This window comes from Roseateles sp. UC29_93 (assembly GCF_042695725.1).
In the GTDB taxonomy this organism is placed as follows: domain Bacteria; phylum Pseudomonadota; class Gammaproteobacteria; order Burkholderiales; family Burkholderiaceae_C; genus Roseateles; species Roseateles noduli_A.
The window spans coordinates 3,630,841-3,657,270 of sequence record NZ_CP170545.1; the positions used below are offsets into that span (position 1 = coordinate 3,630,841).

A 26,430-nucleotide genomic window follows, 5' to 3' on the forward strand; every position below is an offset into this window, starting at 1 on the left:
GCCCTGCTGCATCACGTGCGCGACCTCGTGCGCCATCAGCGGCAGGTCGTCCGCGCGCTGCTGCGGACCGAGCCAGATGTGCTCGCCGTGGGTGAAGGCCTTTGCGTTCAGCGCCTTCGCCATGCCGTCGGCGGCGGGGCCGGCGTGCACGCGCACGTCGCCGAGATCCGCGCCGAGCGAGGACTCCAGCCGCGTGCGCACGCCCGCCTGCAGCGGGCTGCCGGCGTCGGGCGCCTGCGGCAATGCCGCGGCGCCGGGCGCTTCGTCCGCCGTGTCGGCCCCGCTGCCGGAGCTGCTGCCCGTGCCGCTGCGTTGCACGAGCGCGTCGTCGAGCGGCGTCTCTGCTTCGGCGGCGCATTCCGCGCAGAGCCTCTGGACGACGGGCGTCTCGCCTGAGACGGTGAATGCGCCGGGCGCGCCCGATGCACCCGATGCACCTGATGCACTCGATGCACTCGATGCACCCGATGCGCTTGATGCGCTTGATGCGCCAGCAGCCCCGGACGCAGCGGGCAGTCCGGGCACGTTCACCGCTTCGTTGCGCATCACCGCGTCGGCGACGGCATCGGCCTCGCGCTCGAAGGGATCGTCCTGCCGTCCGATCGTGAGCTTGGGCTGGACGCCGCAGCCCGGACCGGACGCGCCGTGGCGGGCGAGGAAGCGCGGCAGTCCGGCGGCCGCCGACTCGCCCGCCGCGCAATCGCAGTGCGAGGCGCCGCGATGACCGGCCGACGTCGGCGCGACAGCCTGGGTCCTGGCCTGAGGCGCCGCCGTGTTCATGGCCCCTCCGGCGCGGCTCCGTCGGACGCGAGCACCCGCAGCGCGGCGGGCAGCGGCTTGCCGAGCTTGCCGTACTCCGCGACCAGCGCCGGCAGCAGATCCGCCGCGCCGACCGGCCCGCCGTGCGTGCGCGCCGCGGCGGCCAGCACCACGTTGCGGACATGGCCGCCGGCCAGCTCGCACCCGGCCGCCAGCTGGTTCACCGTGCCGCCGTCCAGCCGGTGCCCGTCGCCGAGATGCGCCAGCCACAGCGCGCGGCGCTCCTTGGGCCCGGGCGGCGGGAACTCGACGATCACGTCCAGCCGCCGCGTGAAGGCCGAATCGAAACGCGCGCGGCTGTTGCTGGTGAGCACGGCGATGCCCGCATAGGACTCGATCCGCGAGAGCAGGTAGTTGGTCTGCGCGTTGGCGAAGCGGTCGTTGGAATCCTTCACGTCGGTGCGTTTGCCGAAGAGCGAATCGGCCTCGTCGAACATCAGCACCACCTCGGCGTGTTCGGCGCGGGCGAACAGCTGGGCGAGGTTCTTCTCGGTCTCGCCGATGTACTTGCTGGTCACCGAGGCCAGGTCGACGCGGTACAGCGGCAGGCCCAGCCGCGTCGCGAGCCAGCCGACGGCCAGCGACTTGCCGGTGCCCGACGGCCCGACGAACAGCCCCCGCACCCCGGTGCGGAAGCGCGCGCGCATCGCCGGACCGAGGCCCCGGGCGGCGGTGTCGCGCGCCAGGCATCGGTCGGCGAAGGCGTCGAGCTCGGCGCGCAGCGGCGCGGGCAGGACCAGCGCCTCGTCCGGCACGGGGTCGGCGAGCAGTTCGGCCAGGGCGCCGAGGTCGCCGGCGCTGCCGCCTCGCGCGGCCTGCACGACGTGGGCGGGGGTGACGGTCTCGGCGCCGGCGGCTTGCGCCTCGAAGCGCGCCGCGCGGCCGAGTTCCGCGATGCGGCCCGCCGCGTGGCAGTGCCGGTGCCCCAGCGCCTGGGCGAAGCCGGCATCGCCCAGCGCGTCGAGCCAGAGCGCGCTGCGTTCTTCCGCCGGCGGAATCGGGACGGACCAGCCGGGGGCGGTGTCGCCGTTGAACTCGATGCTGCCGTCCGGGCCGGCGGCGACGAGCAGCGGCCCGTGCCAGCCGGGGATCGCGGCCACGCGGCGGCGTTCGCCGGGGGCGAGTTCGAGGCTCACGACCGGGACCGCCGCGGCGAGCCAGAGCCATGGGCCGAGGCCTTCGGGGACGTCGCCCTCGATGAACACGGCGCGGGCGCGCAACTGGCGGGCGACCTCGGCGGCGGCGGCCTGCGCCTCCTTCGGATGGCCGCTGCGCACGACGAGCACCGCGCTCGCGCCGCGGCCCAGCGCCTGCGCCCGCGAGCGGGCGGCGTCCTGCAGGCTGGGCGGCAGCGGCGTGTCGTCCACGCGGCCGATGCGCAGGCCCGGCCATTGCAAGGCCGGCGGATCGGACAGCGCGAACACGATCGGCTGCGGCACGGTGAGCGTGGCCTCGGGCAGGGCGCGGTGATCGTCGTCGATGTGCAGCAGGCCGCTGCGCCGCGCCGCGCCGGTGGCCAGTGCGGGGAAGGGCGAGGCCTCGCCGAGCGCTGCGGCCACCTGCGCGGCCAAGCCGACCGTCGGCCGGGCGCCGCCGACGGGCGCCTGCAGCCAGGCGAGGACGCGCGCGGCCATCGCGTCGGTCTCGGCCGCGCGGGCGATGGCGACGGCCACCTCCTCGGCGAGTGTCAGCTGCAGCGTGGCGGACAGCGCGACCAGCCGGCGGTCGGCTGGCGGGGGCGCGGCGCGCCAGCGCGACAGCCAGGCGGCGACGTCCAGCGCGCCGAGGTCGACACGCGCGGCGCACTCGGTCAGCCAGGCGGCCTCGGCGCTTGCGCCGCTCGCCGCCGTCGGGCTGTGCTCCTGCGCTGGCGCCAGCAGCGCGAAGGCGAGGTCGGCGAGCGTCGCGGTAGCGGCAGCGGCAGCGGCGGCGTTCGCGGCATCGGCGGTCGCAGCGGACAGCGACGCGGCGTCGGCCGTCGGCGGACGCAGATCGGGACGCAGCGGCGCGTTCATGCCGGGCGCTCCGCGCCGAAGTGGAATGCCACCACGCGCCCGAACCATGGCAGCCAGCCGGGATCGATGTCGAGCCCGAGCCGGCGCAATCGAAGCTCGCAGTCGCCGAGCGGGAAATGCAGGTCCACATGCGTGGCCGTGGCGCACACGTGTCCGCGGCGCCGGACGAGTCGTACCAGTCCGATCCGCCCGGCGCCTTGCAGCCAGCGGCGCGCGTCGGCCAAGGCCGCTGCAGCGTCGGCCTCCATCGTCGGGTCATTGCAGGGCGCCGCCGCGAGCTGCCACATCGGATCGTCGCGTGGCGCATGCGAGCGTCGCAGTGCCAGGCGGAGCACCTCCCGCAACGAGGCGGCAAGCCGACTCGTCGTCCGGCGCGCGTCGCGGCACGCCGAGGTGCGCCAGCACGGGGAGCAGGAACAGCAGCCCGCCGCAGCTCGTCGGCTGCATCCAGGGCCAGGCGCCCGATCGCAGCGGGTCGATGGTGACGCGCGTACTGCCCGGGCCGTCGGCGTCGTCCTCGGCAAGCGCGTGCGAACGGGACCGTGTCTGGCCATGCGCATCGCTCGACATCGATGGCGACGCGCGGGGAGTCTCCGACGGCAGCGCCGGATCGGCACGATCGACGGCACCGTTCGGAGACATGGCGTCGTCATTGCGGTGGCCGAGTGCCGGGAGGCGCTGATTCCAGAGCGAGCCCCCGCTTGTCGCGCTGGGCGGGAGATCGGAACTGGACGTCCGGGACGCTCCGTCGCGACCGCCGGTGGTCGCGGCAGTGGCGCCGGCGGCCTCCAGAAGCCGGTGCAGCCAGTGCGGCACGAGCGCCTCGTCGTCTGCACCCGTCGTGGGGGAACGAGTCGCGGACGTCGTCGACCAGGACGAGGGATTCGCGCGCGATCCCATCGCACCTGCGGCCTCGTTCAACGCCTCGTTCGGGGTTTCGTTCGACGCCCTCCGTGCGGAGCGGAACGACGCGCCGGCGGACGCAAGGCCTGACACCCGCGCCAGGCCGGCCAGGTGCAGCAGGCGGTGGCCCGCTGCCTCGTCGAAGCACGCGGCGACGCGCGCGGCACCGACACCCCGCACGAGCGCCGCCGCCCACTGGGGCAGGGCCACGCGGCCCTCGGGCGTGCGAGCGATCGCGAGCGCGATCCGCGCGAGGTTGTGCCGCACCGGCAGCTGCCCATCGAACTCCGGCACCGCCAGCGGCCAGTACCACGCGTCGGCACGCCGACCCCGCAGCAACCGCGACGCCAGCTGCGTCCGCGCTTCCAGCACACCGGCGAAGACGACGCAGCCCGCGCGGTTCGCGGCGCTGTCGTCGATGTCCGTCGTGGCGTGCCCCGTGGCATCGCCCGGCGTCACCCACTGTCGAGCGACGGCGGCCGTCTTCTCCTCGATCAATCGCGACAGCGCCTGCGACGTCGCGCGCGCCGTCACGGGCCCCAGCGCCAGCTTCCTCACGACGATCAGCCGGCCGCCGTCGTCGCCAAGACTGGCGCAGCGCAACGCATCCTCCAGCGTCGGCATCATCCGGCGCACCGCCGCCTCGCCGGGCGCACGCAGCCGCAGGTGACGGACGATGCGTTCAGGCGCGGCCATGCGATCACCTCGCCTTGAACAGCGTCCGTTTCGCCGCGCCCGCCGACAGGCTGACCATCGCCGTCGTGTCGAAGTGCACCCGCACGTCGTCGCCCAGGTCGACCTTGGCGGACACCGTGTGGATCACGCGCGCCGCGACTTCCTGCTGCCCGAGGTCCTCGACCGTCGCGCGCGCCACCAGCGTGTCGCCGCGGTACATCAGCGCCTGCATGCCCACGCGCAGCTTGGTCGTGTCCAGCACCGTCAGCGGGATGCGCGTGCCCGGGATCACGCCCGGCGTGGGCCGCGCCATCCGGCCTTGCACGATGCGGTCCACCGGCGCGTGGCTGGCCAGCAGCAGCGCCATGCGCACCACGTCGTTGACCAGCGCCACCGCCTGCGGCTGGCCGGGCTCGATCTGCGCGAACAGCCAGTCCACATAGGACTGCATCCGCCGCCGGTCGAGGTAGGCGATCTCGCCCCAGCGCGGCAGGCTGGCGAGGTTGCGCAGGTTGGGCGCGGCGTCGAACTCCGACAGCATCTCCGCCCATTGCAGCCGGATCACCGGCAGCACGCCGCTGAACTCCGCATGCAGGCAGGCGGTGACGGCGCGGATGCGGTCCAGTTCCGCCGCGGCCTCGCGTGCCACGTCGGCGCGGCCGTGGCCGCCTTCGGCGAGGTCACCGAAGCTCACGACCTGTTCGGCCTGCTGCCGCACGCCTTGCCAGGTGGCGACCTTCAGCAGGCCGAGGTCGAGCGTGCGCAGCGTCGCGATGCGCGGCCCCAGCGCCTCGGCCTGGCGCGTGGCGACCTGCACGATGCCGGCCGCGACCTTGGTGCTGGCCGCGATCGTCTGCACCGCCAGCATCGGCGCCGCGAGCCCGGCCACCGCGCGGGCCTGCGCGCTGCCGACCAGCCGCACCAGATGATCGACCTTGTCCAGCCGATGCAGCAGCGGCGGCGCGCGCACGAACCAGCTGGCCGGCGCCTCGCGCACCACGCGCAGCATGTCCAGCAGCTCGTCGGGCGCGTCGGGATGCTCGCGCAGGCAGGCCGGGACGGCCGGATCGACCAGCCCCGGATCGACCGCGCGTGTCGGCGCGGACAGCAGGTTGTCGGCCTCGCGCGGCCGGATGAAGGCGATGAACTTCACCTCCTCCGCCAGCACCTTGGCGCGGCGCGTGTTGATCCCCGCGACACGCTCCGTCTCCTCGGCGAGCAGGGCGCGAGCGACGCTGACATCGTGCCGCGCTTCGGCCAGCGCGTCGCCGACCTGGGACAGCCGCGCGGTCATCGTGTCGATCTCGCCGCGCAGCGACTCCAGCGCGCTGTCGCAGCGGTTGAGCGCATCGCGGTACACCGTCAGCCGCGCCTCCAGCTGGCGCAGGACCGCGATGGTGATGTCGGACAGGCTCACCGCCTGCGTGAACAGCGTGGCCTCGTCCAGCGCGGCGTCCGATCCCGTCGGCGGCTTGGCCAGCGCGGCCTGCAGCGTCGGGTTGTTGCGGAAGTCCGTCAGCGGCCGCTGCTGCGCGTTCGTGTTGGCCAGGAAGGGATCGTTCGCCAGCCCCGGGATCTGGAAGTCCTGGAACAGCGCGGGCAGCTCGCCGCTGTCCTCGGCCGCGAAGGACTCCAGCAGCCCGAGCAGCGACATCACCGTGCGCTGCCGGTTGGCCAGCGCGTAGTTGCGCGCCTCGGGCGACGGCGGGTTCTTCAGCCGCTCGGCGATCGCCGTGGTGCGGATCTCCGACAGCCCCACCACCGGATTGGCATAGATGATCGGTGGCGGCGCCTTGGGCGGCTTGATCAGCACGGCCTCGACCTGCGCGCGCGCATCGATGCGGGCGTTGAGCTGGGCGTTGGCCTGCGACTTCAGTGGCGCGTTGGCCTGGGCATTGAGCTGAGCGTTGGCCTGCGCATTGAAGTTGGCGTTGGCATTGAGGCCGGCATTGAGCCCGGCGCTCGACTGCGCCATCGTGGCCACGCGATCGTTGGCGGCCGCGTTGATCGCGGCCGCCGTCGCCGCGGCGGTGGCGCTGAAGCCCGCCGCCGCCGCGATGCCCGCCGTGCCCTTGGGCACGCCGGCGGGCGCCGGCGCGGTCGCCGTGGCCTTGACCTTGCCGATGTACTCCTGGATCTGCTGCTGCACGACCAGCGCGCTTTCGCTGGTGGCCAGCGCCGCCAGCGTCGGCGAGACGGCCAGCCGGCCCGCGTCGCTGGCGCTCATCGTCAGCTGGCGGATGCGGTGCATGTCGACCTGCATGTGCGCGAAGCCGAAGTCGGTGATGTCGTCCGCGCGGTCGATGCGCCGGCGCAGGTAGTCGGCGAAGCCTTCCAGCCCGCGCAGCAGCAGCTGCGACTGCTCGTGGCCGGACAGCCGCTGGATCAGCGGATCGGCGACCAGCTCGGTGTACACGCGCACGGTGCCGATGCGCGAGGACGGCGTCGGCGTCAGCACGCCGAGGTTGTGCTGCGGCTGCAGCGGCGCGTTGAGCAGGGGGTTGTAGAGCGGCACGGTGGTCGGCCGCGGATCGTCGCTGACCTGCTTGGGCCACATCAGCTCCGGTGCCGCGCCGGCCGCGGCCGGCCTGCGCCGCAGGTCGCTGAAAGCCAGTGTGCCGTCGAAGGCCATGACGACGATGCCGAACACCGACATCCGCGCGCCGCCTTCGCCGACGACGTTGCTGTCGGGGATTGCCAGCGGCAGTTCCACCCAGCTGCCCGAGCGCGGCAGGGCGCCGCCGCGCACCGTCATCGCCTGCAGCGTCTCGAGGCCGGGCAGCGCCTTGCGCAGCTCGGCGAAGCGGTTCTCGCCCCAGTAGGCGAACTTGATCTGGATGCTGGAGGTCGGCGTGTTGTCCGCCCGCAGGCCGCGACCGTAGACGCCGATCCACAGCGAGCGCGGCGGATTCAGCTCGTCCAGGTAGAGCCAGGTCGTGACCGTGTCGGCGGCGCCCTTCTCGATGACCGTGATCGGCGAGCCGTCCTTGTTCATCAGCGTGTGGCCGCGCCAGCCCGACGCCGGCGGATAGGCGAGGTTGAAACCGCTGGTCGGTACCGCGAGCGCGGACGCCGATCCCGCGCCGGGATTGAAGATGTCGCCGCCGTCCTGCGACTGCAGCTGCGGCAGGCTGGGCACGACGCCGTCGTGCGGCTCGAACGGCGTCCACAGGTCGTTGGCGGTGAGCAGGTCCCAGGGTTCTTCGCCCTGGACGCGGGCGCCCGGCGGCAGGAAGTTGCAGAACCACTTGCGCCACACCTGCGGCGTGCGCGCGCCGGTCAGGCCGTAGGCCGCGCGGCCGTCGAAGAGCGCGAAGGCCATGCCGTCCAGGTTCTTCGCCGCCAGGCCCAGCGCGGACGCGGGCACGGTGAGCATCACCCACTGGCCGGGTGTCGGCAGGTCGCCGGCGCGGAAGTGCGCGGCCGATCCGACCGGTGAGCCCCAGCCGATCAGGTCTTCGCCCCAGTAGGCGCGGTGTTCCCAGTTGCCCTCGGTGTGCCACTGCAGCATCAGCGTGCGCGGCGGATGGTCGGGATCCAGGCAGACCCAGCAGAACAGCGATTCGCCAGTCTGGACCGCGAAGGGCGGAGTGGCGCCGTCGAAGAAATGCTGGTGCAGGCCGGCGCGCAGATCGCTGCGATGGCCGCCACCGGGCGGAGGCTCGCCCCAGGGGCTCAGCGATTCGTTCTCCACCGCGTCGGGATCGCTCTTGAACGGCGGCACGACCGGCGACTTGCCGTCGAGCGCATGCGACAGCATCGCCGCCTTGTTGCGCAGCCCCTGGCGCAGGCCCAGCGTGCGGGCGCGGCGCAGCAGGTTCTCGTCGAGCGTCTGCTGGAACAACGGATCGACGATCTCCTTGTGCAGCAGGCGCGGCTCCCATGAGCCCAGCGGCACCGGCACGAGCAGCCGCACCGCCTCGGGCGCCGCGATCGAGAGCGGCGCCAGCGACGCGCTCGCGCGCACGGCCAGGTCGAGCTGCTCCACCGGCACCGGCACGGCGTCGAGGTCGAAGCCGACGGGGAAGAAGCCGCTCTTGAGCGTCGCCGGATCGAAGGCGTTGCGCGGCAGCAGGCCCACCGGCGGCAGGAAGCGGCCGAAGGCGTCGTTGAGCATCTCGGGCAGCGGCGCGGGCTCGCCGGCGGCGGCGACCTGCTCGGCCAGCTGCTCGATGCGCGCCTGCCAGAGCGCCGGCTTGCGGGCGCCGGCGATCAGCGCGCCGTCCGTGTACGCGAGGCGCGAATCCCGGCCATTGCCGCCGCGCCGCACGACGCTCGCGCGATCCAGCCACAGCGGCTCGCGCGTCACGCTGTCGAGCGCGACGAGGGCGATCGGGAGTCCGAACTCCTCCCAGGGCAAGACCTGGCCCTCGGGCAAGGCGTCCTCGGCCTGGAAGACTGTCCACGCGAGCGCGTTGCGCAGCTGCACGGCCGGCACGGCGGGCAGTCCGCGCCATTCGCCGGGCCACACGTACCAGAGCAGCCGCGCGCCGTCGCCCAGCCGCCAGTCCTCGAAGGCGGCGGCATCGCCGTAGGTGCCTTCGTCGCAGGCGCTGCGCTCGCAGGGATCCATCGGGTCGGCGCTGGAGCGGTCCGCCGTCACCGGTTGTAGCACCAGCACGCCGATCGGCGGCAAGGTCGCCAGCGAGGCGGCTTCCAGCGCGCCCAGCGCGGCGCCGATCTTGCGCGCGCGCAGCGTCGAGGGCGCGCCTTCCGTGCCCGGCTCGACGCCGCTGCCGTCGACGAAGAAGCCTGGCGGCGCGACCACCGGCACATCGGCCAGCACGCAGCGCAGCGGCTGGTTCAGCACCAGATCCTCGCCGCTGCAGGCCAGGCCGAGGCCGCGGGTGATCTGCAGTTCCACCGCGTTGAAGCCGGTCGGCGCCGGCGGCACGGGCGCGGGCGCCGGTGGTGGTGGCGGGGGGATCACCGGACCGGCCTGGACCTCGAGCCCGCTGACGATGCCGGCGGTCCAGTCCTGACCGCGCGTGGCCAGGTGGCCGGCCTGCCAGGCCTGCCATTGCGTCAGCGCGCCCGCGGTGAGGGCGCGACCGGGGAAGACGTGGGGACGTCGGCGCCAGTCGCCGGCGGCCTCGATCGCACTGCCGGGCGACAGCCCGACGACGCGCTCACCGGCCAGCGGATCGCGGATGGGAGTGGTGCTCACGATGGGTCTCCTCGGAGCCTGGGATCAAGATTGCGGCGGGCGCCTGGTCGCGGCGGTCTTCTTCGCCGCGACCTTCTTGGCGGGTGTCTTCTTCGCTGCTGCTGCCGCCGAGGCCGTCGCCGTCTTTGCAGCGGTCGCCTTTGCGGCGGTGGCCTTCGCAGCGGTGGTCTTCGCCGCCGACGGCTTTGTGGCGGTCGAAGCAGCGGAAGCTGGCGTGGATGCTGTCGACGCGGTGGCAGACGGCTTCGCTGCTGGCCTTCCCGTCGACGTCGCCGGTGCCCTCGCTGCAGGGCCGGCCTTCGAGGCGGGATCGACCACGACCGGCTCCGGTCCAGGCGTGGGCGCCGGCGCTGGCGTTGCCGGCGCGCCTGGAACGCGCGTGAGACGCGCGCTCAGCTGATCGAGCTTCGTGCCCTCGGCGCTGCTGGCGGCGGTGTCGAGCTTGCGCCAGTTGTCGTTGCTCGCCAGGCTGACCAGCGCGGTGCGGGTGACGGCGTCGCCGGCATGGCGTTCGAGCTTCTCGAGGCCGTTCCCGACGGCGCCGTCGGAGAGCTCCGCACCGACCTGCAGCACGCGCGCATGGTCCAGCCCGGCGTCGCGGCCCGCCTCGCGTTCCCCGGCGGGCTTCGCGTTCAACGCGCCGAGCGCCGCCGCGGTGAGCGCAGGCGAGGCGGCGATGCGCGGCGAGGCCAGCAGCGACATCACGCTCGACGCGGCCCGTGCGCTCGACGCGGCCAGCACCTTGTCGAGCGCGGGCGTCAGGCCGAGTTCCGCGATGCGCGCGGTGATCGCGCGTTCGACGACGACGTCCGAGCCGCCCGCGACCGCGATCGGCTTGCCGACCAGATCGTCGCGGTAGGCGAGGTTGCGCCGCCGCACGAACCACAGCGAGTCGAGCTTCGCAAGCCGCGCCCATTCGGCATCGGACGGGTTGGAGACATCGACCGGACGCAGCGGCAGCGGAATGCGCAGGCGGGTCAGGATCTCCAGCGGCTTGCGTTGCGCGACGAGGTTGGGCGCGGCCGCCTTGAGGGGCCGCGACACGGTCGTGAGCTTCGCGCGCACGGCGGCGAAGTCGGCGCGCGGCACTGGCGCGAGCACCAGCACCGCCGTCAGGTCCAGCGCCGCCTGCGGCGCGAGGAAGTCGATCGGCGGCAGCGCGAGCGCCTCCTCGACCAGCGCGGGCAGTTCGTCCTCGGGAATGATGGAGAAGTCGACGTCGACTTCCGACGGGAAGTAGCGCTGCGTGAAGTCGGCCGTGTCGATGATGCCCGCCGGCAGCGGGCCGGCCGGCGGCAGCGCGGGGAACTGCGTGGCCGCCGGGAAGCTGCGGCCGTGGAACTGCGCGACGACATCGGCGAGATGGTTCTGGTGCTGCATCAGATGCGCGAGCCGCAGCCCGCGCGGCGCGAAGCCCAGGCCGGGCAGGTCGCCGCGGTCGGCGCCGAGCTCGCGCCGCACCATGGCCTCGTCGATCCAGACCAGCGAGTTGGACTGCAGCGCGAGCATCGCGACCGGCAGCACGTTGGCCGACCAGCCGGGCGCGCCCGGCTGCGTGAAGATGGTCCGCGCCGCCGTGCCGCGGCGCGCGTCGAGCGCATCGGACGCGCCGTCGTCCTGCCAGGGGATCAGCACGATGGCCGTGGCCTCGATCACGTCGCCGTCCTCGACGGTGCGCGCGCCGGTGAGCGTCGTCGGATAGGCACCGATCGGATTGGCGGTGAACTCGACCGGCCGCAGGCCCAGCACGAACAGCCCGGTGCGGCTGCGCAGCGGCGCCACCGGCAGGCACGACAGGCCGAAGCGGGCCGACAGCTGCTCCGTCTGCGGGATGTCGGCCAGGTCGATCGTCAATTCGCGCGGCAGCAGCACCAGCTCGCCGGCGCCGGTCAGGCCCTCGCCGGCGGCGATGCGGACGGTCTGGGGCGTCGCGCCTTCGGACACCGACAGCCCGTGCGCGACGCCGCTGCCGGCGGCGCGACCGAGGTCGGCCTCGCGCGTCAAGAAATACTGCTGGTCGCGGATCAGGTCGCGCGCCGCCAGGAAGCGCCCGTCGAAGTAGCGCGGGCGTTGGCGCCGCGGGTCCTCGACCAGCACGCCGCGGTTGCGCAGCGTCGGTGCCTCGACGGGATCGATGCGCTCGCGGGCGGCGCCGAGGGTGAGGTTGATCGCCATGTCGGTCTCCTGAAAGGCTCGGTGCGGCTCGTGCTGCGGTCGGTGGCTCGTTGCGGCGGAGTCGGATGCGGGGCGGCTGGTGGCTGCTAGGGTCAGGCGTTGCTACAGCCCCGCCCATTGCGCGAAGAGCGCGGAGGGCGGCAGGAAGCGCCGTCCCCGAGTTGTCCACCAGCGGCGCCGCCGCGAGGCGCGCGGGCGGCGTCGCGTTGTCGACGGGGATGAAGACGCGGGCGAGGAACACCGCGCTCGGGTCCAGGTGGCGCGGCTGCTCGGGGGAAGGCTCCAGCCCGCCGTCGCCGCCCGCGTGACCGCTGCCGGCCCAGCCGTGCAGCACGGCGTCCTGCAGCGCATCGCGACGCGCCTCGGGGGCCGCGTCCGGATCGCCCGCGACCGGATCGGCCGGCGGCAGCGGCAGACCGCTGTAGGCATCGTCGAGCCCGATGCGCGGGATCATCAACAGCTCGTAGGCATCGCGCAGCCGCGAGATCGACACCGCGTTGAGCGCATCGAACGGACCCTGCGCGAAGCTCGGCGTCAGCCCGCGCGCGCAGGCCGCGAAGCGCAGGAACACGTCGGCGACGACCGCCAGCGCCGGCAGCGCGACGCCCGACGCGATCATGCGCGGCGAGGCAAAGCGCGCGAGGTCCGTGTACGCCGCCTGCGTCAGCGCGCCGCCGGGCACGTTGCCGGCGGGCGTGCCGTCGCCGATCACGGCCAGGCGCTGCGCGTCGTACCAGCGCGGCAGGCGCAGGCAGGCGTCGCGCGGCAGCTCGACCAGGCGGCCGAGCCGGTCCACCGCCACGCCGGGCTGGACGCTGATCTCCTCGACCTGCGTGGGCGACGCCGGCAGATGCCGCACCTCCAGGCCCGCCAGCGTGCCCGGTCCGGCCACGAAGGCCAGCGCGCGCGCCAGGCGGCCGCGGTGATAGGTCTGCTCGTCGCTGAAGTCCTGCGCGTCCAGCAGCATGCCGGTGGCGTAGGCGAGACGGTCCGCGCGCGGCTGTGCCACCAGCGGATCGGCGTTGGTCGCCTGGATGCTCATGAGGGTCTCCTCGACGTGCGTGGGGACGGAGGTCGCTTGGGCTTCACCGGCTCAGCCGGATTCAGCGGCGGGGCGGGCTTCACCGGTTGCGCGGGCTGGGCGGGCAGGGTGGGCCGCATCGGTTCAAGCGGCGGCACGGGCCCTGCCGGCCGAACCGGCGGCGAGATCGGCGGCCCGATTGGCGGCCCGATTGGCGGCGCGATTGGCGGCAACACCACGCGCGACTGCGTCACCTGCACCACGACCTCGTCGGCCGCGCGGCTGGGCAGCCCGGCCGCGTTGACGACGGACAGGCGGAAGCGGTGCGCGCCGACGGCCAGGCCCGCGTCGACCTCGACCGTCGCGGTCTCCGTCGTCACGGGCTTGCCGAGCGGGAACTTCGCCATCGCGCCGCTCCGCTCAGGTCACCGGGCCCAGGTAGGTCCAGACGTACTTGACGACCTTGCCGCCGCCGACGTCGAAGGACGCGGAGCCGTCCAGCTCGAAGCTCTTGCCGAAGGACGCGATGCGCGGCCCGCGGATCACCGCGGTCGGCGCGTCCTGGTCGGCGACGATGATGGTCACCTCGTCGGGGCTTGGACGCATTGCCGGCGTCGTCGACGACGACGAGCCGGAAGGTCTGCCGGCCGATCGCCAGCGGCTTGTCGGGGTTGACGGTGACCTCGATGGTCGGGACGTCGGTGCTGATGTCGGTGCCGGGAATGAATTCGGCCATGGCCACTCTCCTGCGGGGTCAAACATCCGTCGGCGGCAACAGGCGCCAGCGGTACTCGGTGATCTGTCGGCCCGAGGCCGCGCGCGAACCGCGGGCGTCGAGCATGAAACTGGCGCCGGGTGCGGCCACGGCGTCGAGGCCCGCGTCGGCCTCCGGCGGCGGCGCGCTGACCGGCGGCGCGCCGGACAGCCGCGGATCGAGCACGGCGGCGCCGATCAGGTAGTCGCCCAGCCCCAGGCCGCTGCGCTCGACCTGCACCGGCCGCGGCAGGCGCGGCGGACCGAGGTAGGTGTCCACGCCGACCAGCGCGGCGATGCCCACCATCAGCGGCCAGGTCGCGGACACGACGCGCATCTCCACATGCGCCGGCGCCTCGAGCTGCGCGATGCGCCGGATCAGTGCCAGGTCTTGCGGCGCCACCGACTGGTGCACCAGCACCGTCGCGCGGAAGGCGAGGCGGGCGTCGAAGTCGATCGCGGCCTGGTTCTCCACGGCGGCGGTGGCGCTGGTGACGTCGGCGTCGGCGTTGAAGAGTGCGATGAGTTCGACGCGCTCGCGGTCGCCGATGACCAGCGTGTCGCCGACGACCGAGTTGCCGCTGACCTGCAGTCCGGGCAGCAGCGGATCGTGTTCGTCGCTCAGGTCCACGCCGAGCAGCGTGGCGAGGATGCGCCGCAGCCGGAAGTCCTCGATGACGAGCACCTCGCCGCCGCGCACCGCGCCGTCGGTGGCGATATCGAGCGCCAGCCGCAGGCCCAGACGCGTGCCGTGCCAGCGCGCGAGGTCGGGCGCCGCGCGCAGCCAGTCGCGCCGGCGCGCGGCCGGCAGCGCGGGATCGAAGGCGACGCCGATCCAGCTGCCCAGCCAGTCGAGCTGCGCATCGGCGACGACGTTCGGATCGGTGAGCAGGTGGGCGGCGGCGACCTGGTCCTCGAGGCGCGTGAGCACGCCCTCGAAGCTGGCCAGCATCCGCGCGTTGAAGTCGGCCGGCGTGGCGCGCGGGCGGTAGACCGCGATGGCATCGGGCTCGAGCCGGAGCCGCCAGGCGCGGCTGGCGTCGTTCAACAGCCAGGCGTCGCCGGCTTGCTCGACCTCGACCGCCGCGCGGTCGCCGAGCGTCACCTGCTCCAGCCGCAGCCGGGCGCGCAACGCGTCGTCGGGCGCGCCGCCGGCATCGAGGGCCGCGGCGAAGCTCGTGTCGATCTGGCCGACGCGCTCGCCCGGCGCCTGCGCGGCGGCGCCGAACAGCGATTCGCGGTAGAGCCGCGGCAGGTAGCGGTCGGCGTAGGAGAAGCGGCTGCCCCACACGCGCAGCGCGGCGATCTCCGGCGTGGCGCGCGTGTCGCCGTGCAGCACCAGCCGCAGCCACAGGTAGCGGCCGGACAGCGTGCGCACCCGTTGGCGCGCGTTCTGCACCAGCACCGAGAACAGGCCGCGCACGCCGGCCTCGCGCTCGCCGCCGAGCAGGCCGGGGTGGTGCGGCAGCTCGCTGGGCGTGGGTTCCCACACCGCGATCGGCACCTGCGGCGCGCGCATCGCGTCGTCGAGCTGGGGGATGTCCGCGCCGAAGCCGTGCGGATGCCAGGCGAGCCGGTCGTCGTCGGCCGGCGGCACGGGATCCTCGGTGGCGGCGAGCCAGGCGACGAAGCCGGTGTGGGCGGGCAGGGCGGCTTCGGCGAAAAGACGGTGCCAGACCGTGCCGCCGTCGCCGCTGTCGATCATGCGGGCGACGAGGCCCGAGGGGCTGTCGGCGTAGTGGCGCGCCTCGCCGCGCCGCGCGAGCTGCCGCAGCGACAGCGCATGCAGCGGCTCCGCGCTGGCCGCGCCGGCCGGATAGTGCGGCGGCTGCGCCGCGCCGTTGGCGAAGGGGCCCTCGACGGCGTCGGTGGCCAGCGGGTAGACGTCGCCCAGCGGCATCAGCTCAGTCTTCGCGGCGCCCAGATCGAAGGCCGGCGCGTCGCGACGACCGGGCACGCGCACGGCAATGCGGTCCGGCGCGAGCCACGCGACCGCATACGCATAGGTCGCGCCCAGCAGCGTCTGCGGCGGGGCGAATCGGCGCTCGTCGGTCCACCAGCGGCGGACGCGCGCGGTGCCGATGCCGCCGGTCCAGCTCAGCAATACGAGCGCGCCATCCGGACCTCCGGCGATGGCGACGGGCGTCTCGGCGACGTCGAGCGGTGTCGAGCCGATCAGCGCGAGCCGCGGCGCGCAGGCGTTCTCGGGGTCAGGCCTGAACACGCGCGGGTCGTAGTCGTCGGGCTGCGGCGTCTCCGTGCGCATTGGCCGGCCGGTGAGTCGGGCGATGCGACCGGTCGAGCGCTCCAGCGCCCACACGCCGCCGTCCGCCGCGGGCGCGAGCCGCCAGGGCACGAAGCCGGCGAGCGACACGTTCACGTCGTTCCAACGACCGCGCAGGTCATGCATGCGAACCGCCGGCGTCGCGGCGTTCGGCAAGGCGAGGTAGAGCACGCCGTCCGGCGCGGCGCAGAGGTCGGTGGGCGTGTCGTCCAGCACCAGCAGCGTGGCCTCATCGGGCAGCACGCTCTTGACGAGCACGCTGGTCGTCGCCGCGTCCCAGCGGGCGACGCACTCCAGCGCGTCGATCGCGCGCGGCACGCGCTCCAGCGCCGATTGCGCGGCGGCGAAGGCATCGGCGGGGGACATCGCCGGCGCCAGCGTGCGTTCGGACGCGAGTCGCAACCGCCGGCAGCCGCCATCCCACACCGCGTGTTCCACGGCGGGGAAATGCGCGGCATCGCCGAGCAGCCAGAAGCGCAGGCCGTTGGCGTCCATCAGCACAGCTCCGGCACGACCGGCACCGCGACGGCGTCGGCCTCGGCGAAGGGGTTGGGCAACGCGCGCAGGTCGTTCGGCGCGGCGCTGCCTTCGATCGCGACCACCGACAGCAGCTCGGGCAGCTGCCACGGCTGCAGCGCGAGGATCTGCGCGCCGTCGGCGGCGATGGCGGGCAGCGGTTGCCACTCGGTGCCCGCCTGCCGGAACAGGCGCAGGCCGCGCAACTCGTCGACGCCCGGCACGCGCGAGACCTCGACTTCCAGCTCGCGGCTGCGCACCGCGCGGCCAAGCGGCCAGCCCTGGCCGTCGAGTCCGCCCGGCGCCAGCGGCCACAGCAGGCGGCGCAGCGACTCGCGCACTTCCAGCAGGACCTGGTCCCGCGCATACCCGTCGCGGATCGCGACCGCGACGGACACGCCGACGGCCACGTAGTCGCACCCGATCACGTAGAGCTCGGTGGCCAGCGGCGTGCGCACCGAGAGGTAGGCATGCAGGCGTTCGATGAAGGGACGATCGGGCCGCGGGTTCGGTGCAGGCGCGAGCGGCGCGGCCGGCAGCGCGAGCACGCTGACGACGCCCGGCACGTGGAAGCGCCGGTCGCGCGGCTTGAAGCGCGGCAGCACCTCGACACGGCCGATGTCGACCGCGGGCGCTTCCAGCGCGAGGCGGCGGTAGTCCTCCTCGGTGACCGCGCGGTCGCGGTGCCGCAGGCGCGCGGGGATGCGTCGCTCGGCGACGGCCAGCGTCTCCGCGTCCTCGCCACCGCTCAGCGCGAGCGGCTGCAGCACCTTGATCGGCGGCGCCGGCTGGCCGTCGATGCGGCGCGCGTTCAGCTCGGCCAGCGATTCGGGCGGCAGGTTGCCCGCGCGTCCGCCGCCGAAGCGACCCAGCGCCAGCCGCACGCGCATGCCGGACTCCGGCACCTTGCCGCGCATCCCGTCGCCCAGGCGCAGCGTGCCGGCCTCGGCGTCGAGCTCGTAGGCCGTCGCGTCGCGCGCGACGTCGGGATCGGCGCTGAGCGCGCCCAGGTCGTCGACGCGTGTCCATGGCTGATAGCCACGACCGGGCGCCTCGACTTCGATCTGCAGCGTGGTCGGGTCGACGGCGCTCATCGGCAACGGGAACTGCTGATCCGCCGCGCCGGTCGACACGCCCAGCACGCGGCCGGTGACCGTGGCGCGCTGGTCGATCTCGATGGCATTCACGCCGATCCAGGCGAGCGGCAGATGCTGTGCCGTGGCCGACGCCAGCGCGGCGGCGCCCGTCGCCGGCGCTCCGGACGCCGAGAAGGCCGCGGAACTCGATGCCGCCAAGGCATTCGAAGCGGGGCCCGGCTGCGGACGCAGTCGCAGCCAGGCGACCAGCCGATCGGCGCGCTCCGGATCGTCGAGCCGCGGCGGCGCGTCGCCGACGCCGGCCTGCGGATTCAAGCCGACGTCGTTCTTCGGCGCCCAGATCTGGCGCTCGTCGGGCATCTGCAGCCGCAGCGTGCCGGCGCGCGACAAGCCGTTGCTGGTGTCGGTGCCGGGCTGCACCGGCAGCGTCAGGTAATCGGTGTCGAAGTCCGTGCGGCCTCGCGTCGTGATCTCCCACAGCACCGGGACCGGCGTGGGTGCGGTGACATCCTCGAACAGCGCCGGGGGCTTGAGCGCAGGAACGACGCCCATCGACAGCAAGGGCGGCAGCGCCGCATCGCCGCCGCCGAGCGCGGACTTCACCGCCTCGTTCACGGCTTCCTGCTGGTCGGCCTGCGGCGCCTTGGGCGCGAGCAGCGCGATCCACAGCGCGCGGTCGGCGCTCTGCGCGAAGACGTCGATGCCGTCCGGCACCGCGCGGCCCTGCGCGAACACGGGCGTCGTCTCGTAGGCCTTCAGCGTCCCGCTGAGCCGGTGGATGCGGGCCAGGCCCTGCAGCACGTCGCTGCGCCGCGCGGTCTCCGTGCTGCTGAGGCGGCGCTTGATGTAGGCCTCGCCGGTGATGGGCAGGACGGTCGTCTCGGACAGCGTCTCGAAGGGCATCGGCGCCTTCAGCGTGCCGCCCGGCGCCAGCGTGTGGGCGCCGCGTTCGGTGTCCTTCGCGAAGGCCAGGCTCACGATGCCGGCGCGCCGGCAACGCGGGCTTCAGGCCCAGGCCCAGCAGCTTGAGGAAGACCAGCCGCTGGCGCTCGGGGATCAGGTTGGCGCGCGGTACAGCAACGCGTCGCCCAGCCACGCGAACAGCTCGATCAGCGTGCGGCCGGGGTCGCCCAGGCGCGGGTTGGTCCACTCCGGCGTGTGCGCGGGGATGCGCGCGAGCAGCTCCTCCACCAGATCGTCGAAGCGGCGGTCGTCGAGCGAGGGGGGCAGGATAGCCATGGCGTCAGCCCTCCAGGTCCACGGTGACGTTCATCGCACCGGGCTCGCCGGTGCGCGCGAGGCGGTAGGCGATCTCGACGCGCACCTGGCCGGGTGCGCCTGGCACCTCCCACACCTCGACCGCGTCGAGCAGGATGCGGCGCTCCCAGCGCGCGAGCGAGTCCCGCACCAGGTCGCGCATCTCGCGCCGCGTCGCGATCGTGTTGGGCTGGTGCAGCAGGCGGTCCAGGCCGCCGCCGAACTCGGGCCGCATCAGCTGTTCGCCGGGGCGGGTGCTGAGGATCAGGCGCAGCCCGTCGCGCACGCTGCGCGCCAGGTCGGGCCAGGCCAGGCCGCCGTCGTCGCCCGGGAGCGGCAGCAGCGGCCAGCCGATGAGTGCGGAGGTCATCGCGTCACTCCTGCGGCGGGATCTTGGGGAACGGCAGGCAGATCTTCATCGCGAAGAGCCAGCCGAAGAACAGGTTGAACAGCGAGAGGAAGATGTTCAACACCAGGAAGGCGCAGATCGTGATGATCGGGATGTTGAAGCCGCAGATCCACGTCAGCGCCGGGTTCATGGGCGGCGGCTTCTTGCCGTCGATGAGGTCCTTGGCCGAGCCCATCAGCAGGCTCTGCAGCGACGGCGGCACCACGAAGGCCACGTTGGGCTTGAGCGCGGCCAGCAGCTGCTTGTCGGCCGGATCGGGCAGGGCGATCTGCACCGGCGGCGCGCCCGCGCCTTCGTACCAGGCGGCGATCACGAAGGGCTCGCTCGGCGCGCTCCAGACGACGCGGGCCGGGCAGGGACCGTCGGCCTTCAGCCGCACGAAGGCGCGCAGCTGATAACGCGCGTCGGGTTCGTCGAAGCGGCCGGTCTTGGCCTTCATCGCCGTGAAGCGCGCGCGCATCGCGGCGTGCATGGCGCCCAGCAGTTGCTGCGTCTGGCTGGCGCTCATCGCGGGCCAGGTCTCGGGCATCTCCACCGTGCCGGAGACGTTGCCCTGCGCCAGGATCAGCGTGTGGGCCTTCGTCAGGAACTCATCGGCGCGCACGGTGCGCTGCGGCCATTCGCCGTTGCGGCGCACCAGCGGCAATTGCAGCGGATGCAGCGCCTGCAGGATCGCCGCGCCCGCGGGACCGAACGCGTCGAACTCGCCCGCGAGTTGCCTCAGCATCAACACGAAGCGGACGAGGTTGCTGTTGGCGCCGGGCTGTTCGCTCTCTTCCAGCCAGCCGCGGCTGACCGATTCGCCGACCTTGGGCAGCGTCATCGACTCGCCGCGCAGCGCCTGCACCAGGTGACCCCGGAAGGCCGATGACGACGGACCGAAGTCGAAGCCCTCGGCCGCGCCGAAGCTCGCGTCCGTCTCGCTGATCTCGCCGCTGACGGTCGGGACCAGGCCGTAGTACAGCGTCTGGCCGGCCTCGGCGCAGACGTCTGGCGGAGCGAGGTACAACGGGATCGCCTGTTCCTCCAGCAAGGTGTCGGGCCGCTCGCGCGAGAACGCCACGAGCTGGCGATCGATGTCGGCCACGCCGGTGAGATCGCGCTGCGCGCGTTGCGCCGGCGCGGGGTCGGCATCCGCGCCGCCGACGCGCGACATCGGCACCCAACCGCGGATGCGACCGTTGGACTTCATCCATCCCTCCGGCTGTCCACCGGCACCGAGGCGCCGCAGCACCAGGCCCGCGGATTCGATCTTGGCGGGGTCGACGCGCGGCTCGCCGGGCATGTCGCACCAGGCTTCGACGAGCGCGAGGTGGAACTGCCGCTGGATCGGCTGGAAGAGCTTGAGCGTGCCGTTCTTGTTGGTGGCGCGCGCGCGCAGGTCGCGCAGCCGCGCGAGTCCGTTCGCGCCGTTCGCGCCGTTCGTTCCGCTCGTTCCGTTGGTTGCGCCCGCGCCGCGCAGGTCGTCCAGCGTGGCCGGGATGAAGTCGTCGTCGCTGCGTTGCAGCAGCCACGGCTGCAGACTGCGGGCCAGGCCGCGCGGCGCGCTCACGACGACAGGATGGTGCGGGTGGTTCATGGTCCGTTCCCTCACCAGACGTTGCCGGCGCCCGGCGTGTAGCTGGCACTGATGACCGCGTTGGTCTGCAGCACGGCGCACTTCACGATGCCGGAGAAGTCCGACATCGCCGCGTCCACCTTCACCATGCCGGCCGTGACGTTGACCTGGCTGGCCTGCACCGTGACCTTGGCGGCGGCCTGGACCGTGATGCCGGAGGTCTCCAGCTTGATGCTGTTGCCGTTGCTGTCCTCGAGCGTCACCGTGCCCGGCCCGTCCTTGAGCGTGAGGCTGCAGCCGCCGGGCGTTTCCAGCGTCAGCGTCTCCTGGCCGCTCTGGTCGTCGAGCGTGACGACGATGCCGTTCTTCGACTTGATGCGCTTGTAGCGGTTGAGGCCGCCGCTCTCGATGTCGGCCGGCGCGGCGGCGCTGCCGTTCCACAGGCCGCCGAGCACCAGCGGGTGGCGCGGGTCGCCTTGCGCGAAGACCACCAGCACCTCGTCGTCCACGTCGGGCACGAAGAAGGTGCCGCGGTCGTCGCCCGCGAAGGGCGCGACCACGCGCGCCCACATCGCGGCGTCCTGGCCGGTGGTGTCGTCGAACGCGACCAGCCGCACCTGCACGCGGTTGAGCCGCTCGGGATCGTCGATCGAGCTGACCTTGGCCAGTTGGGCGCCCGCGGCCCAGGGCAGCGGGACGCCGAAGGGCAGGGGGGAGGGCAGGTCGCGTTGCATGACGGGGTCTCGTGTGGCCGTGGGTGGTGTCTGGCGTCTGGCTTCTGGTGTGTCGCGTGTGGCGCGCGGCTTCAGGTCCCGAGGTAGGCGCACTCGGCGCTGAACTCGGTGCGGTAGCCCTGCTTCATGTCGAAGAGGTGGCAGGCGCGCACCACGTAGTAGGTGTTGTCGAACTGCGGCGAGACGCCGGCCAGCCGCACGCAGGCGCCGACGCGCAGTTGCGCGTTGCCCTCGGCCACGCCCTCGGCGCGGACGAAGCGGCGCGCGCGCTGGTCGAGCGCCGCCTCGGCGACCGCGCGCGCTTCATCGGTGCTGTAGACGGCGGGGGCGGCGAGGTGCTCGTTGCGGTCGCCGAAGACCTCGCTGGCCCAGGCGACGCCGGTGCGGCCCTGGCCGGGTCCCGCGTTGGCCACCGCGCTCGCTTCGCCCTTCACCGCGGAGCCGTCCTTCGCGTTCCAGCCGGCCACGCTCACGGCGGTGGGCTGGTCGGCAAGGTCGGCGGTGAGGCGCACGCGGGCGAGCTGGCTGTAGAGCGTCAGGTCGATCGTGCCGCGCTGCACGTCCTTGCGCGGCGAGACCTGCAGCGCCGTGCCGACGACCTGCAGGTCCGCGTCGAAACGCGCGAGCAGCCGGCGCAGGAAGCCGAGGTCGGTCTCGTCCAGCTGCGCCCAGGTGCCCTGCGGCGCGCTGAGGCCGGTCACGGACGGCGTCAGGCCGAGATCACCGGCGATCGCGTTCACCACGTCCGCCGGCGTCATGTCGGTGAAGACCTTGCTGCGGCGTGCGCGGCGCGCGGCGGTCAGGCCGTCCTCGGCAAGCACGACCAGCTCCGGCGGCGCGCCGTAGTTGCAGACCATCTCCAGCGCGCTGACCTTGCCCTTGAAGATCTCGCGCGGCGTGGCTTCGTCGCCGGCATAGACGCCGAGCTCGGCGCCGAGCTTCAGCGATGAACCGCTGTTGAACGCGAGCTCGGCACGACCGTCGCCCGTCGCGACCCAGTTGGTGACGTGCAGCTCCAGCGCGCTCATGCCGCCTTCGCGTTCCTCCATCTTCATCGCCGTCATCAGCGTCGACAGGCGTTCGTCCGCCTGCCCGGCGATGCGCAGCGTGGGGCGGGCGCTGAAGATGGCGGAACGGCTGACGCTGGTTTCGGTCATGACGATGGATGGCGTTCAGAGGTCGCAGAGGCGCGCGGCGCGCTCGGCCTTCAGCCGCAGCGCCTGCTCGATCTGCTCGCCGATGTCGGGCGCGGCGTCCGCGGCGGGCGCTTGCGGTCCGGCACCGCGCTCCTGCGGTTCGCGCTCGATGTCGGCGGTGACTTCCTCGAAGGTGATGGGCATGACGGATCAACTCCCGAAACGGATGCGGCCGTGCAGGTCCGCGTGCGCGCCGACATCGGCGCTGAGACTGCCGCCGGCCTGCGCCACGGCGCGACCGCCGGGGCTGAAGCTGGCGGATCCGGCCACCCGCGGCGCGGGCAGCAGGGCGGCGCGGGCGTCGAGGACGTCGACGTTGATGCTCGGGGGCGAGACGCGCAGGTCGGCGAAGGCGGCGCCCGCGGTGGCCGTCAGCGACACACCAGCGCTCACACCGACGCCGGCACTGGCGCTGACGCCGATGCCTCCGCCGATGCCTGCGCCGATGCCTCCGCTGATCCCGGCGCCGCCACCGATGCCGATGCCCGCCCTGGCGCTCGCGCCGACCGAGAAGTCCGCCGCCGCCGACAGCGAGATGCTTCCGCCCACCGACAGTCCGGCCTCGGCGCCGAAGCGCAGGCTGGCCGCGCCGTTGGCGCCGGCGATGGCGCGGGCCGCGCGCGGATCGCCGAGCGCATTGGCGACGTCGGCCGCACCGGCCCCCGGTGCCGCGCTGACGGGCTCCGGCTGCGCGTTGCGGTCGACCGCCGGCGCGGGGCTCTTGCTGCTCTGGAACTCGACCTCCTGGCTCCCCAGCGTCAGGTTGATGCTGGAGCGCAGCGGCACGCCCTCGGGCGAGAAGAAGTCCAGCGTCTCCTTGAACTGCTCGACCACGCCCTTGAAGGCGTAGGTGCCCCATCCGAATTCGACCTTGGGCGCGAACTTCTTCGTGCCGTCCTTGGCGGGCTCGAGCAGCCCGGCGATGTTGGCCGTGACGTCGCGCACCGACGCACCGGTTTCGGTCGTGTCGAAGATCAGCGTCATCGTCAGCTTGGCGCTGCTCTTCTTGACGAACTGGCGGGCGCCGTTGTTGCCGTTGCGGTCGTCGAACTCATTGCTGATCGTGTACTCGAGCGACGCGGGGTTGAACTGCACGTCGAACGCGGGCCCGCCGGCGCCGGTCCCTTCCAGCACCTTGAACGTGGCCGAGGCCACCGTCGGAGCGTCGGGCAGCCAGGGCATCACGCGCCTCCCGCATCGAGCAGGCGCAGGCCTTCGTGCGCCAGGTGCAGTTCCTCGATGCCGATGTCGGAGCCCTTGGCATTGAGGTCGGCGGCCTTGAACTTCACCGGCAGGCAGCGGTCCAGTCCCCAGGTCAGCACGGTCTGGCCCTGCGTGTCCTGCACGGCGATCTCGGCGGCCAGGCGGTAGGCGTAGCCGCCGCCGCCCACGGTCTGGAACCAGCGGAACAGGTCGCGGCTGCGCGTGAAGCCGCGCTTGAGCACGACCGTCGCGAAGCTCACCGTGCCCGCGCGCTGCGTGGCGCCGTAGTTGGCGCCGCCGGCCTTGATGAGCTTGGGCTCCATCGTGGCTTCCAGGCCGGTGCAGTCCGAGAACGCGCCGCCGCAGACCTCGACGGGACCGCTGCCGGTGCCGACCCGCTTGAAGGTGACCTCGAAGCGGAAGACGTGCAGGCCGATGAAGAGGTCGTCGGCGCTCATGCGGCCTCCCGTTGGGTGACGGTGGCGGCAACGGAGCCGGCCGCCTGGCCGAGCTGGAGCACGACGGTGATGCGCTCGATCGACATCGCCGGACGCACGCGCACGTAGGCGACGAGCCGGCCGGCGTCGAGGTCGCTCTGCGTCATCGTCGTGCGGTCGCAGAGGACCTCGAAGGCCTCGGACATCGCGCCGCCGTTGAACGCGCCTTCGCGCCAGAAGCCGGCGAGCAGGTCCTCCAGCGTGCCGCGCAGATGCGCCCAGAGCTTCGGGCCGTTGGGCTCGAACACGGCGCCGTCGCCGGCGCGCCGCGCGGCGCGCAGGAGGGTGCCGATCAGCCGGCTTGCGCCGCCGAAGCGCCACGGGTCCATCGCGGACGTCGTCACGTCGGATTGCAGCGCCCAGCCGTCCGCGCCCGGCGCGAAGACGCACACGCGCTGCGCGAGCCGGCCGGCGGGGCTGTCGTCGCCCAGGCCCCAGGCGGGCATTCGGCTCCGCGCCGCCGAGGTCGCGCAGCAGCGGCAGCGAGGCGTCGCCGGCCACGGAGCGGAAGGTGCCGCGCGCGATCGCGCCCTGCGCGATCAGGCCGGCGAGCACGCCGTCCGGCGGCTCCAGACCTTGCGGCAGGTCGGTGCGCGCGGCGCGCGTGCGCAGCCACGGCCAGGCGAGCTGGGAGAGCGCTTCGGCAGGGCGGCCTTGCGGCGTGTCTTCGTCGAAGGCGCTGCGCAAGATCTGCGTCTGTTCCAGCCAGGTGCGCGGATCGGCCTGCGCATGCAGGCCCTTGGCGGCGAGGCTGCCCGCGAGCGGCAAGGGCAGCGCGGCCAGCAGCATCGCCGCGCGCTGGCGGCGGTCGAGGAAATCGCGCGCGTCGCGGATCGCCTGGCGCCAGCGGGTGTAGCCGGCATCGTCGAGCCGTGGCGCGGGGATGCGCAGCAGCGAGGTGTCCCGCGGCTCCGGCGCTTCCACGTCGCACGGCGCGAAGCCCTCCGGCTGCGGCGCGGACGGCCGGTCCGGATCGGGCGGCGGCGGCACGGTGGCGACGGCGTCGGGCAGGTCGGGCAACAGCAGCAGGCTGTCGTCCGGCAGGCCGTAGAGGTGCTGAACGCCTTGCCAGGTGGCGGGGTCGTGCGGTGCGAAGGGCGCTGATGTCGAGACCATGCCGGGCAGCAGCAGCGCCAGGCGCGCGGCGCGCTGCGTGGCGCGCTGCGCGGCGTCCTCGAGGTAAGGCCAGGGATCGCCCACGCGGATCACGATCGCGCGCTTGCCGCCGCGTGCGAAGAAGCTGCGCACGGCGGCGCCCAGATAGGTGGCGCAGCGGCGCGGCGTTGCCTCGGCCAGCGTGATCGGGTCGAGCGGGTCGAGGGGGTCAGGTGTTGCCGGCACGTCGACGGGCCGTTCGTCCCACGCGTAGAAGCGGTCGAACAGATGCCAGCTGTCGAGCACGAGCGGGAGGTTGAGCAGGGCCTCGACCTGCGCGGCCGGTCGCGCCCACGGACCCGTCACCCAGCCGCCCGCATCCAGCTGCGTGCGCAGCGCGTCGGGCAGCGGTCGTCCCGCGCGGCGGCCGACGAAGCCCACGAAGCAGGCAACGTCGGCACGCTGCGCATCGGGCGGCGCGGCCGGGGCGGCGGGTTCGAAGACGAGGCTCATGGGCGCTCTCTTGCTCCCTCTCCCGCTTGCGGGAGAGGGCAGGGGTGAGGGCCAGCGGCGGTGGCAGGACGGCAGATCACACCGTCAACTCCAGCGCCTCGGCCGACAGCACGACTTCCTCGATCGCCACGTCCCCGCCGCCCTTGCCGGCCAGCGTCGGTCCCGTGTACTTCATCGGGATCACGCCGCGCAGCACCCAGGACTGGACGGGCTTCTGGGCCTCGTCGAGCAGCGTGACGGTGACGCTCTTCTGCGCGGCGGGGCCCTTGACGCGGGCCTCGCCGATCCAGTCGAACAAGGTCTTGGAGTTGAGGATGCCGCGCTTGAGCGTGACGTCGGAGACCTTGTGCACGCCGGCGACCTTGCGGACGTGGTTCTCCTTGTCGTTGCCGAAGCGGTACTCGGCCACGGTGAGCTCGGTGCCCAGCCCGGAGACGTCCGAGAAGCCGCCGAAGACCTCGCCGCCGTCGAAGTTGACGAGGAAGTTGAAGGCGCCGTAGGGCGTGGTGCGGTTGGCCATGGTGGGGTGCTCCTAAGCGACGG

19 protein-coding genes and 1 pseudogene are annotated in these 26,430 nt (G+C 73.4%); 1 reads left to right on the plus strand and 19 read right to left on the minus strand.

The window, feature by feature from the left end; translation table 11 throughout:
• Window positions 1-54 precede the first annotated feature (54 nt).
• The 6 genes and pseudogenes from ACFJIX_RS16770 to ACFJIX_RS16795 all read right to left on the minus strand — a co-directional run.
• Window positions 55-780, minus strand: a pseudogene (locus ACFJIX_RS16770) (DUF4157 domain-containing protein); the annotation flags it as partial.
• Window positions 777-2,834: an ATP-binding protein gene (locus ACFJIX_RS16775; RefSeq protein ID WP_377152907.1), complete on the minus strand. Its 2,058-nt coding sequence runs from the start codon at window positions 2,832-2,834 to the stop codon at window positions 777-779. The pseudogene ACFJIX_RS16770 and the gene ACFJIX_RS16775, both read right to left, overlap by 4 nt.
• Complete coding sequence (locus ACFJIX_RS16780; RefSeq protein WP_377152909.1) at window positions 2,831-3,121, minus strand: hypothetical protein; 291 nt, start codon at window positions 3,119-3,121, stop codon at window positions 2,831-2,833. The genes ACFJIX_RS16775 and ACFJIX_RS16780 overlap by 4 nt, the downstream gene beginning before the upstream one ends.
• Entirely contained in the window at window positions 3,090-4,433 is a 1,344-nt protein-coding gene (locus ACFJIX_RS16785) for a hypothetical protein (protein WP_377152911.1), read from the minus strand. The genes ACFJIX_RS16780 and ACFJIX_RS16785 overlap by 32 nt, the downstream gene beginning before the upstream one ends.
• 4 nt (window positions 4,434-4,437) lie before the next feature.
• Window positions 4,438-9,579 (minus strand): hypothetical protein, encoded by a 5,142-nt coding sequence (locus ACFJIX_RS16790; protein ID WP_377152913.1) that lies wholly within the window; start codon window positions 9,577-9,579, stop codon window positions 4,438-4,440.
• Between the two features lie 24 nt (window positions 9,580-9,603).
• A complete protein-coding gene (locus ACFJIX_RS16795; RefSeq protein WP_377152915.1) occupies window positions 9,604-11,754 on the minus strand; it encodes a hypothetical protein in 2,151 nt (716 codons plus the stop codon).
• A 497-nt stretch (window positions 11,755-12,251) separates the two neighbouring features.
• On the opposite strand from ACFJIX_RS16795, the gene ACFJIX_RS16800 reads away from it, so the two are divergent.
• Window positions 12,252-12,680, plus strand: a complete 429-nt coding sequence (locus ACFJIX_RS16800; protein ID WP_377152917.1) for a hypothetical protein — start codon at window positions 12,252-12,254, stop codon at window positions 12,678-12,680.
• Window positions 12,681-12,792: 112 nt separating this feature from the next.
• Here the strand turns inward: ACFJIX_RS16800 and ACFJIX_RS16805 are convergent, their stop codons facing one another.
• The 13 genes from ACFJIX_RS16805 to ACFJIX_RS16865 all read right to left on the minus strand — a co-directional run bounded on the left by ACFJIX_RS16805 (window position 12,793) and on the right by ACFJIX_RS16865 (window position 26,407).
• Window positions 12,793-13,182, minus strand: a complete 390-nt coding sequence (locus ACFJIX_RS16805; protein ID WP_377152919.1) for a hypothetical protein — start codon at window positions 13,180-13,182, stop codon at window positions 12,793-12,795.
• A gap of 13 nt (window positions 13,183-13,195) precedes the next feature.
• Entirely contained in the window at window positions 13,196-13,360 is a 165-nt protein-coding gene (locus ACFJIX_RS16810) for a hypothetical protein (protein ID WP_377152921.1), read from the minus strand.
• A gap of 169 nt (window positions 13,361-13,529) precedes the next feature.
• Window positions 13,530-16,307: a phage tail protein gene (locus tag ACFJIX_RS16815; RefSeq protein WP_377152923.1), complete on the minus strand. Its 2,778-nt coding sequence runs from the start codon at window positions 16,305-16,307 to the stop codon at window positions 13,530-13,532.
• Window positions 16,307-18,403, minus strand: a complete 2,097-nt coding sequence (locus tag ACFJIX_RS16820) for a baseplate J/gp47 family protein (protein WP_377152925.1) — start codon at window positions 18,401-18,403, stop codon at window positions 16,307-16,309. Before ACFJIX_RS16820 ends, ACFJIX_RS16815 begins: the two co-directional genes overlap by 1 nt.
• 78 nt (window positions 18,404-18,481) lie before the next feature.
• Window positions 18,482-18,664 carry a hypothetical protein gene (locus ACFJIX_RS16825; protein ID WP_377152927.1) on the minus strand — a complete coding sequence of 61 codons (183 nt, stop codon included), beginning with the start codon at window positions 18,662-18,664 and terminating at the stop codon, window positions 18,482-18,484.
• A gap of 4 nt (window positions 18,665-18,668) precedes the next feature.
• Window positions 18,669-19,052 (minus strand): GPW/gp25 family protein, encoded by a 384-nt coding sequence (locus tag ACFJIX_RS16830; RefSeq protein WP_331616352.1) that lies wholly within the window; start codon window positions 19,050-19,052, stop codon window positions 18,669-18,671.
• Window positions 19,053-19,056: 4 nt separating this feature from the next.
• On the minus strand, window positions 19,057-20,670 hold the full coding sequence (locus ACFJIX_RS16835) for a hypothetical protein (protein WP_377152929.1): 1,614 nt from the start codon (window positions 20,668-20,670) through the stop codon (window positions 19,057-19,059).
• 11 nt (window positions 20,671-20,681) lie between these two features.
• Entirely contained in the window at window positions 20,682-21,383 is a 702-nt protein-coding gene (locus ACFJIX_RS16840) for a phage baseplate assembly protein V (RefSeq protein WP_377152931.1), read from the minus strand.
• 71 nt (window positions 21,384-21,454) lie between these two features.
• Entirely contained in the window at window positions 21,455-22,540 is a 1,086-nt protein-coding gene (locus ACFJIX_RS16845; protein WP_377152934.1) for a phage late control D family protein, read from the minus strand.
• Window positions 22,541-22,555: 15 nt separating this feature from the next.
• A complete protein-coding gene (locus ACFJIX_RS16850; protein ID WP_377152936.1) occupies window positions 22,556-22,723 on the minus strand; it encodes a hypothetical protein in 168 nt (55 codons plus the stop codon).
• A gap of 6 nt (window positions 22,724-22,729) precedes the next feature.
• Window positions 22,730-23,761 (minus strand): hypothetical protein, encoded by a 1,032-nt coding sequence (locus ACFJIX_RS16855; protein ID WP_377152938.1) that lies wholly within the window; start codon window positions 23,759-23,761, stop codon window positions 22,730-22,732.
• Window positions 23,761-25,887, minus strand: a complete 2,127-nt coding sequence (locus tag ACFJIX_RS16860) for a phage tail protein (protein ID WP_377152940.1) — start codon at window positions 25,885-25,887, stop codon at window positions 23,761-23,763. Before ACFJIX_RS16860 ends, ACFJIX_RS16855 begins: the two co-directional genes overlap by 1 nt.
• A 76-nt stretch (window positions 25,888-25,963) precedes the next feature.
• Window positions 25,964-26,407 carry a phage tail protein gene (locus ACFJIX_RS16865; RefSeq protein ID WP_377152942.1) on the minus strand — a complete coding sequence of 148 codons (444 nt, stop codon included), beginning with the start codon at window positions 26,405-26,407 and terminating at the stop codon, window positions 25,964-25,966.
• Window positions 26,408-26,430: the final 23 nt, after the last annotated feature.

What these genes read in the sequence shown, in the direction of transcription:
- ACFJIX_RS16775 (WP_377152907.1), bottom strand. Translation starts at nt 2,834, where the DNA reads ATGAACGCGCCGCTGCGTCCCGATCTGCGTCCGCCGACGGCCGACGCC.
- ACFJIX_RS16780 (WP_377152909.1), bottom strand. Translation starts at nt 3,121, where the DNA reads ATGTGGCAGCTCGCGGCGGCGCCCTGCAATGACCCGACGATGGAGGCC.
- ACFJIX_RS16785 (WP_377152911.1), bottom strand. Translation starts at nt 4,433, where the DNA reads ATGGCCGCGCCTGAACGCATCGTCCGTCACCTGCGGCTGCGTGCGCCC.
- ACFJIX_RS16795 (WP_377152915.1), bottom strand. Translation starts at nt 11,754, where the DNA reads ATGGCGATCAACCTCACCCTCGGCGCCGCCCGCGAGCGCATCGATCCC.
- ACFJIX_RS16805 (WP_377152919.1), bottom strand. Translation starts at nt 13,182, where the DNA reads ATGGCGAAGTTCCCGCTCGGCAAGCCCGTGACGACGGAGACCGCGACG.
- ACFJIX_RS16815 (WP_377152923.1), bottom strand. Translation starts at nt 16,307, where the DNA reads ATGGACGCCAACGGCCTGCGCTTCTGGCTGCTCGGCGATGCCGCGCAT.
- ACFJIX_RS16825 (WP_377152927.1), bottom strand. Translation starts at nt 18,664, where the DNA reads ATGGCTATCCTGCCCCCCTCGCTCGACGACCGCCGCTTCGACGATCTG.
- ACFJIX_RS16830 (WP_331616352.1), bottom strand. Translation starts at nt 19,052, where the DNA reads ATGACCTCCGCACTCATCGGCTGGCCGCTGCTGCCGCTCCCGGGCGAC.
- ACFJIX_RS16835 (WP_377152929.1), bottom strand. Translation starts at nt 20,670, where the DNA reads ATGAACCACCCGCACCATCCTGTCGTCGTGAGCGCGCCGCGCGGCCTG.
- ACFJIX_RS16840 (WP_377152931.1), bottom strand. Translation starts at nt 21,383, where the DNA reads ATGCAACGCGACCTGCCCTCCCCCCTGCCCTTCGGCGTCCCGCTGCCC.
- ACFJIX_RS16845 (WP_377152934.1), bottom strand. Translation starts at nt 22,540, where the DNA reads ATGACCGAAACCAGCGTCAGCCGTTCCGCCATCTTCAGCGCCCGCCCC.
- ACFJIX_RS16850 (WP_377152936.1), bottom strand. Translation starts at nt 22,723, where the DNA reads ATGCCCATCACCTTCGAGGAAGTCACCGCCGACATCGAGCGCGAACCG.
- ACFJIX_RS16855 (WP_377152938.1), bottom strand. Translation starts at nt 23,761, where the DNA reads ATGCCCTGGCTGCCCGACGCTCCGACGGTGGCCTCGGCCACGTTCAAG.
- ACFJIX_RS16860 (WP_377152940.1), bottom strand. Translation starts at nt 25,887, where the DNA reads ATGAGCCTCGTCTTCGAACCCGCCGCCCCGGCCGCGCCGCCCGATGCG.
- ACFJIX_RS16865 (WP_377152942.1), bottom strand. Translation starts at nt 26,407, where the DNA reads ATGGCCAACCGCACCACGCCCTACGGCGCCTTCAACTTCCTCGTCAAC.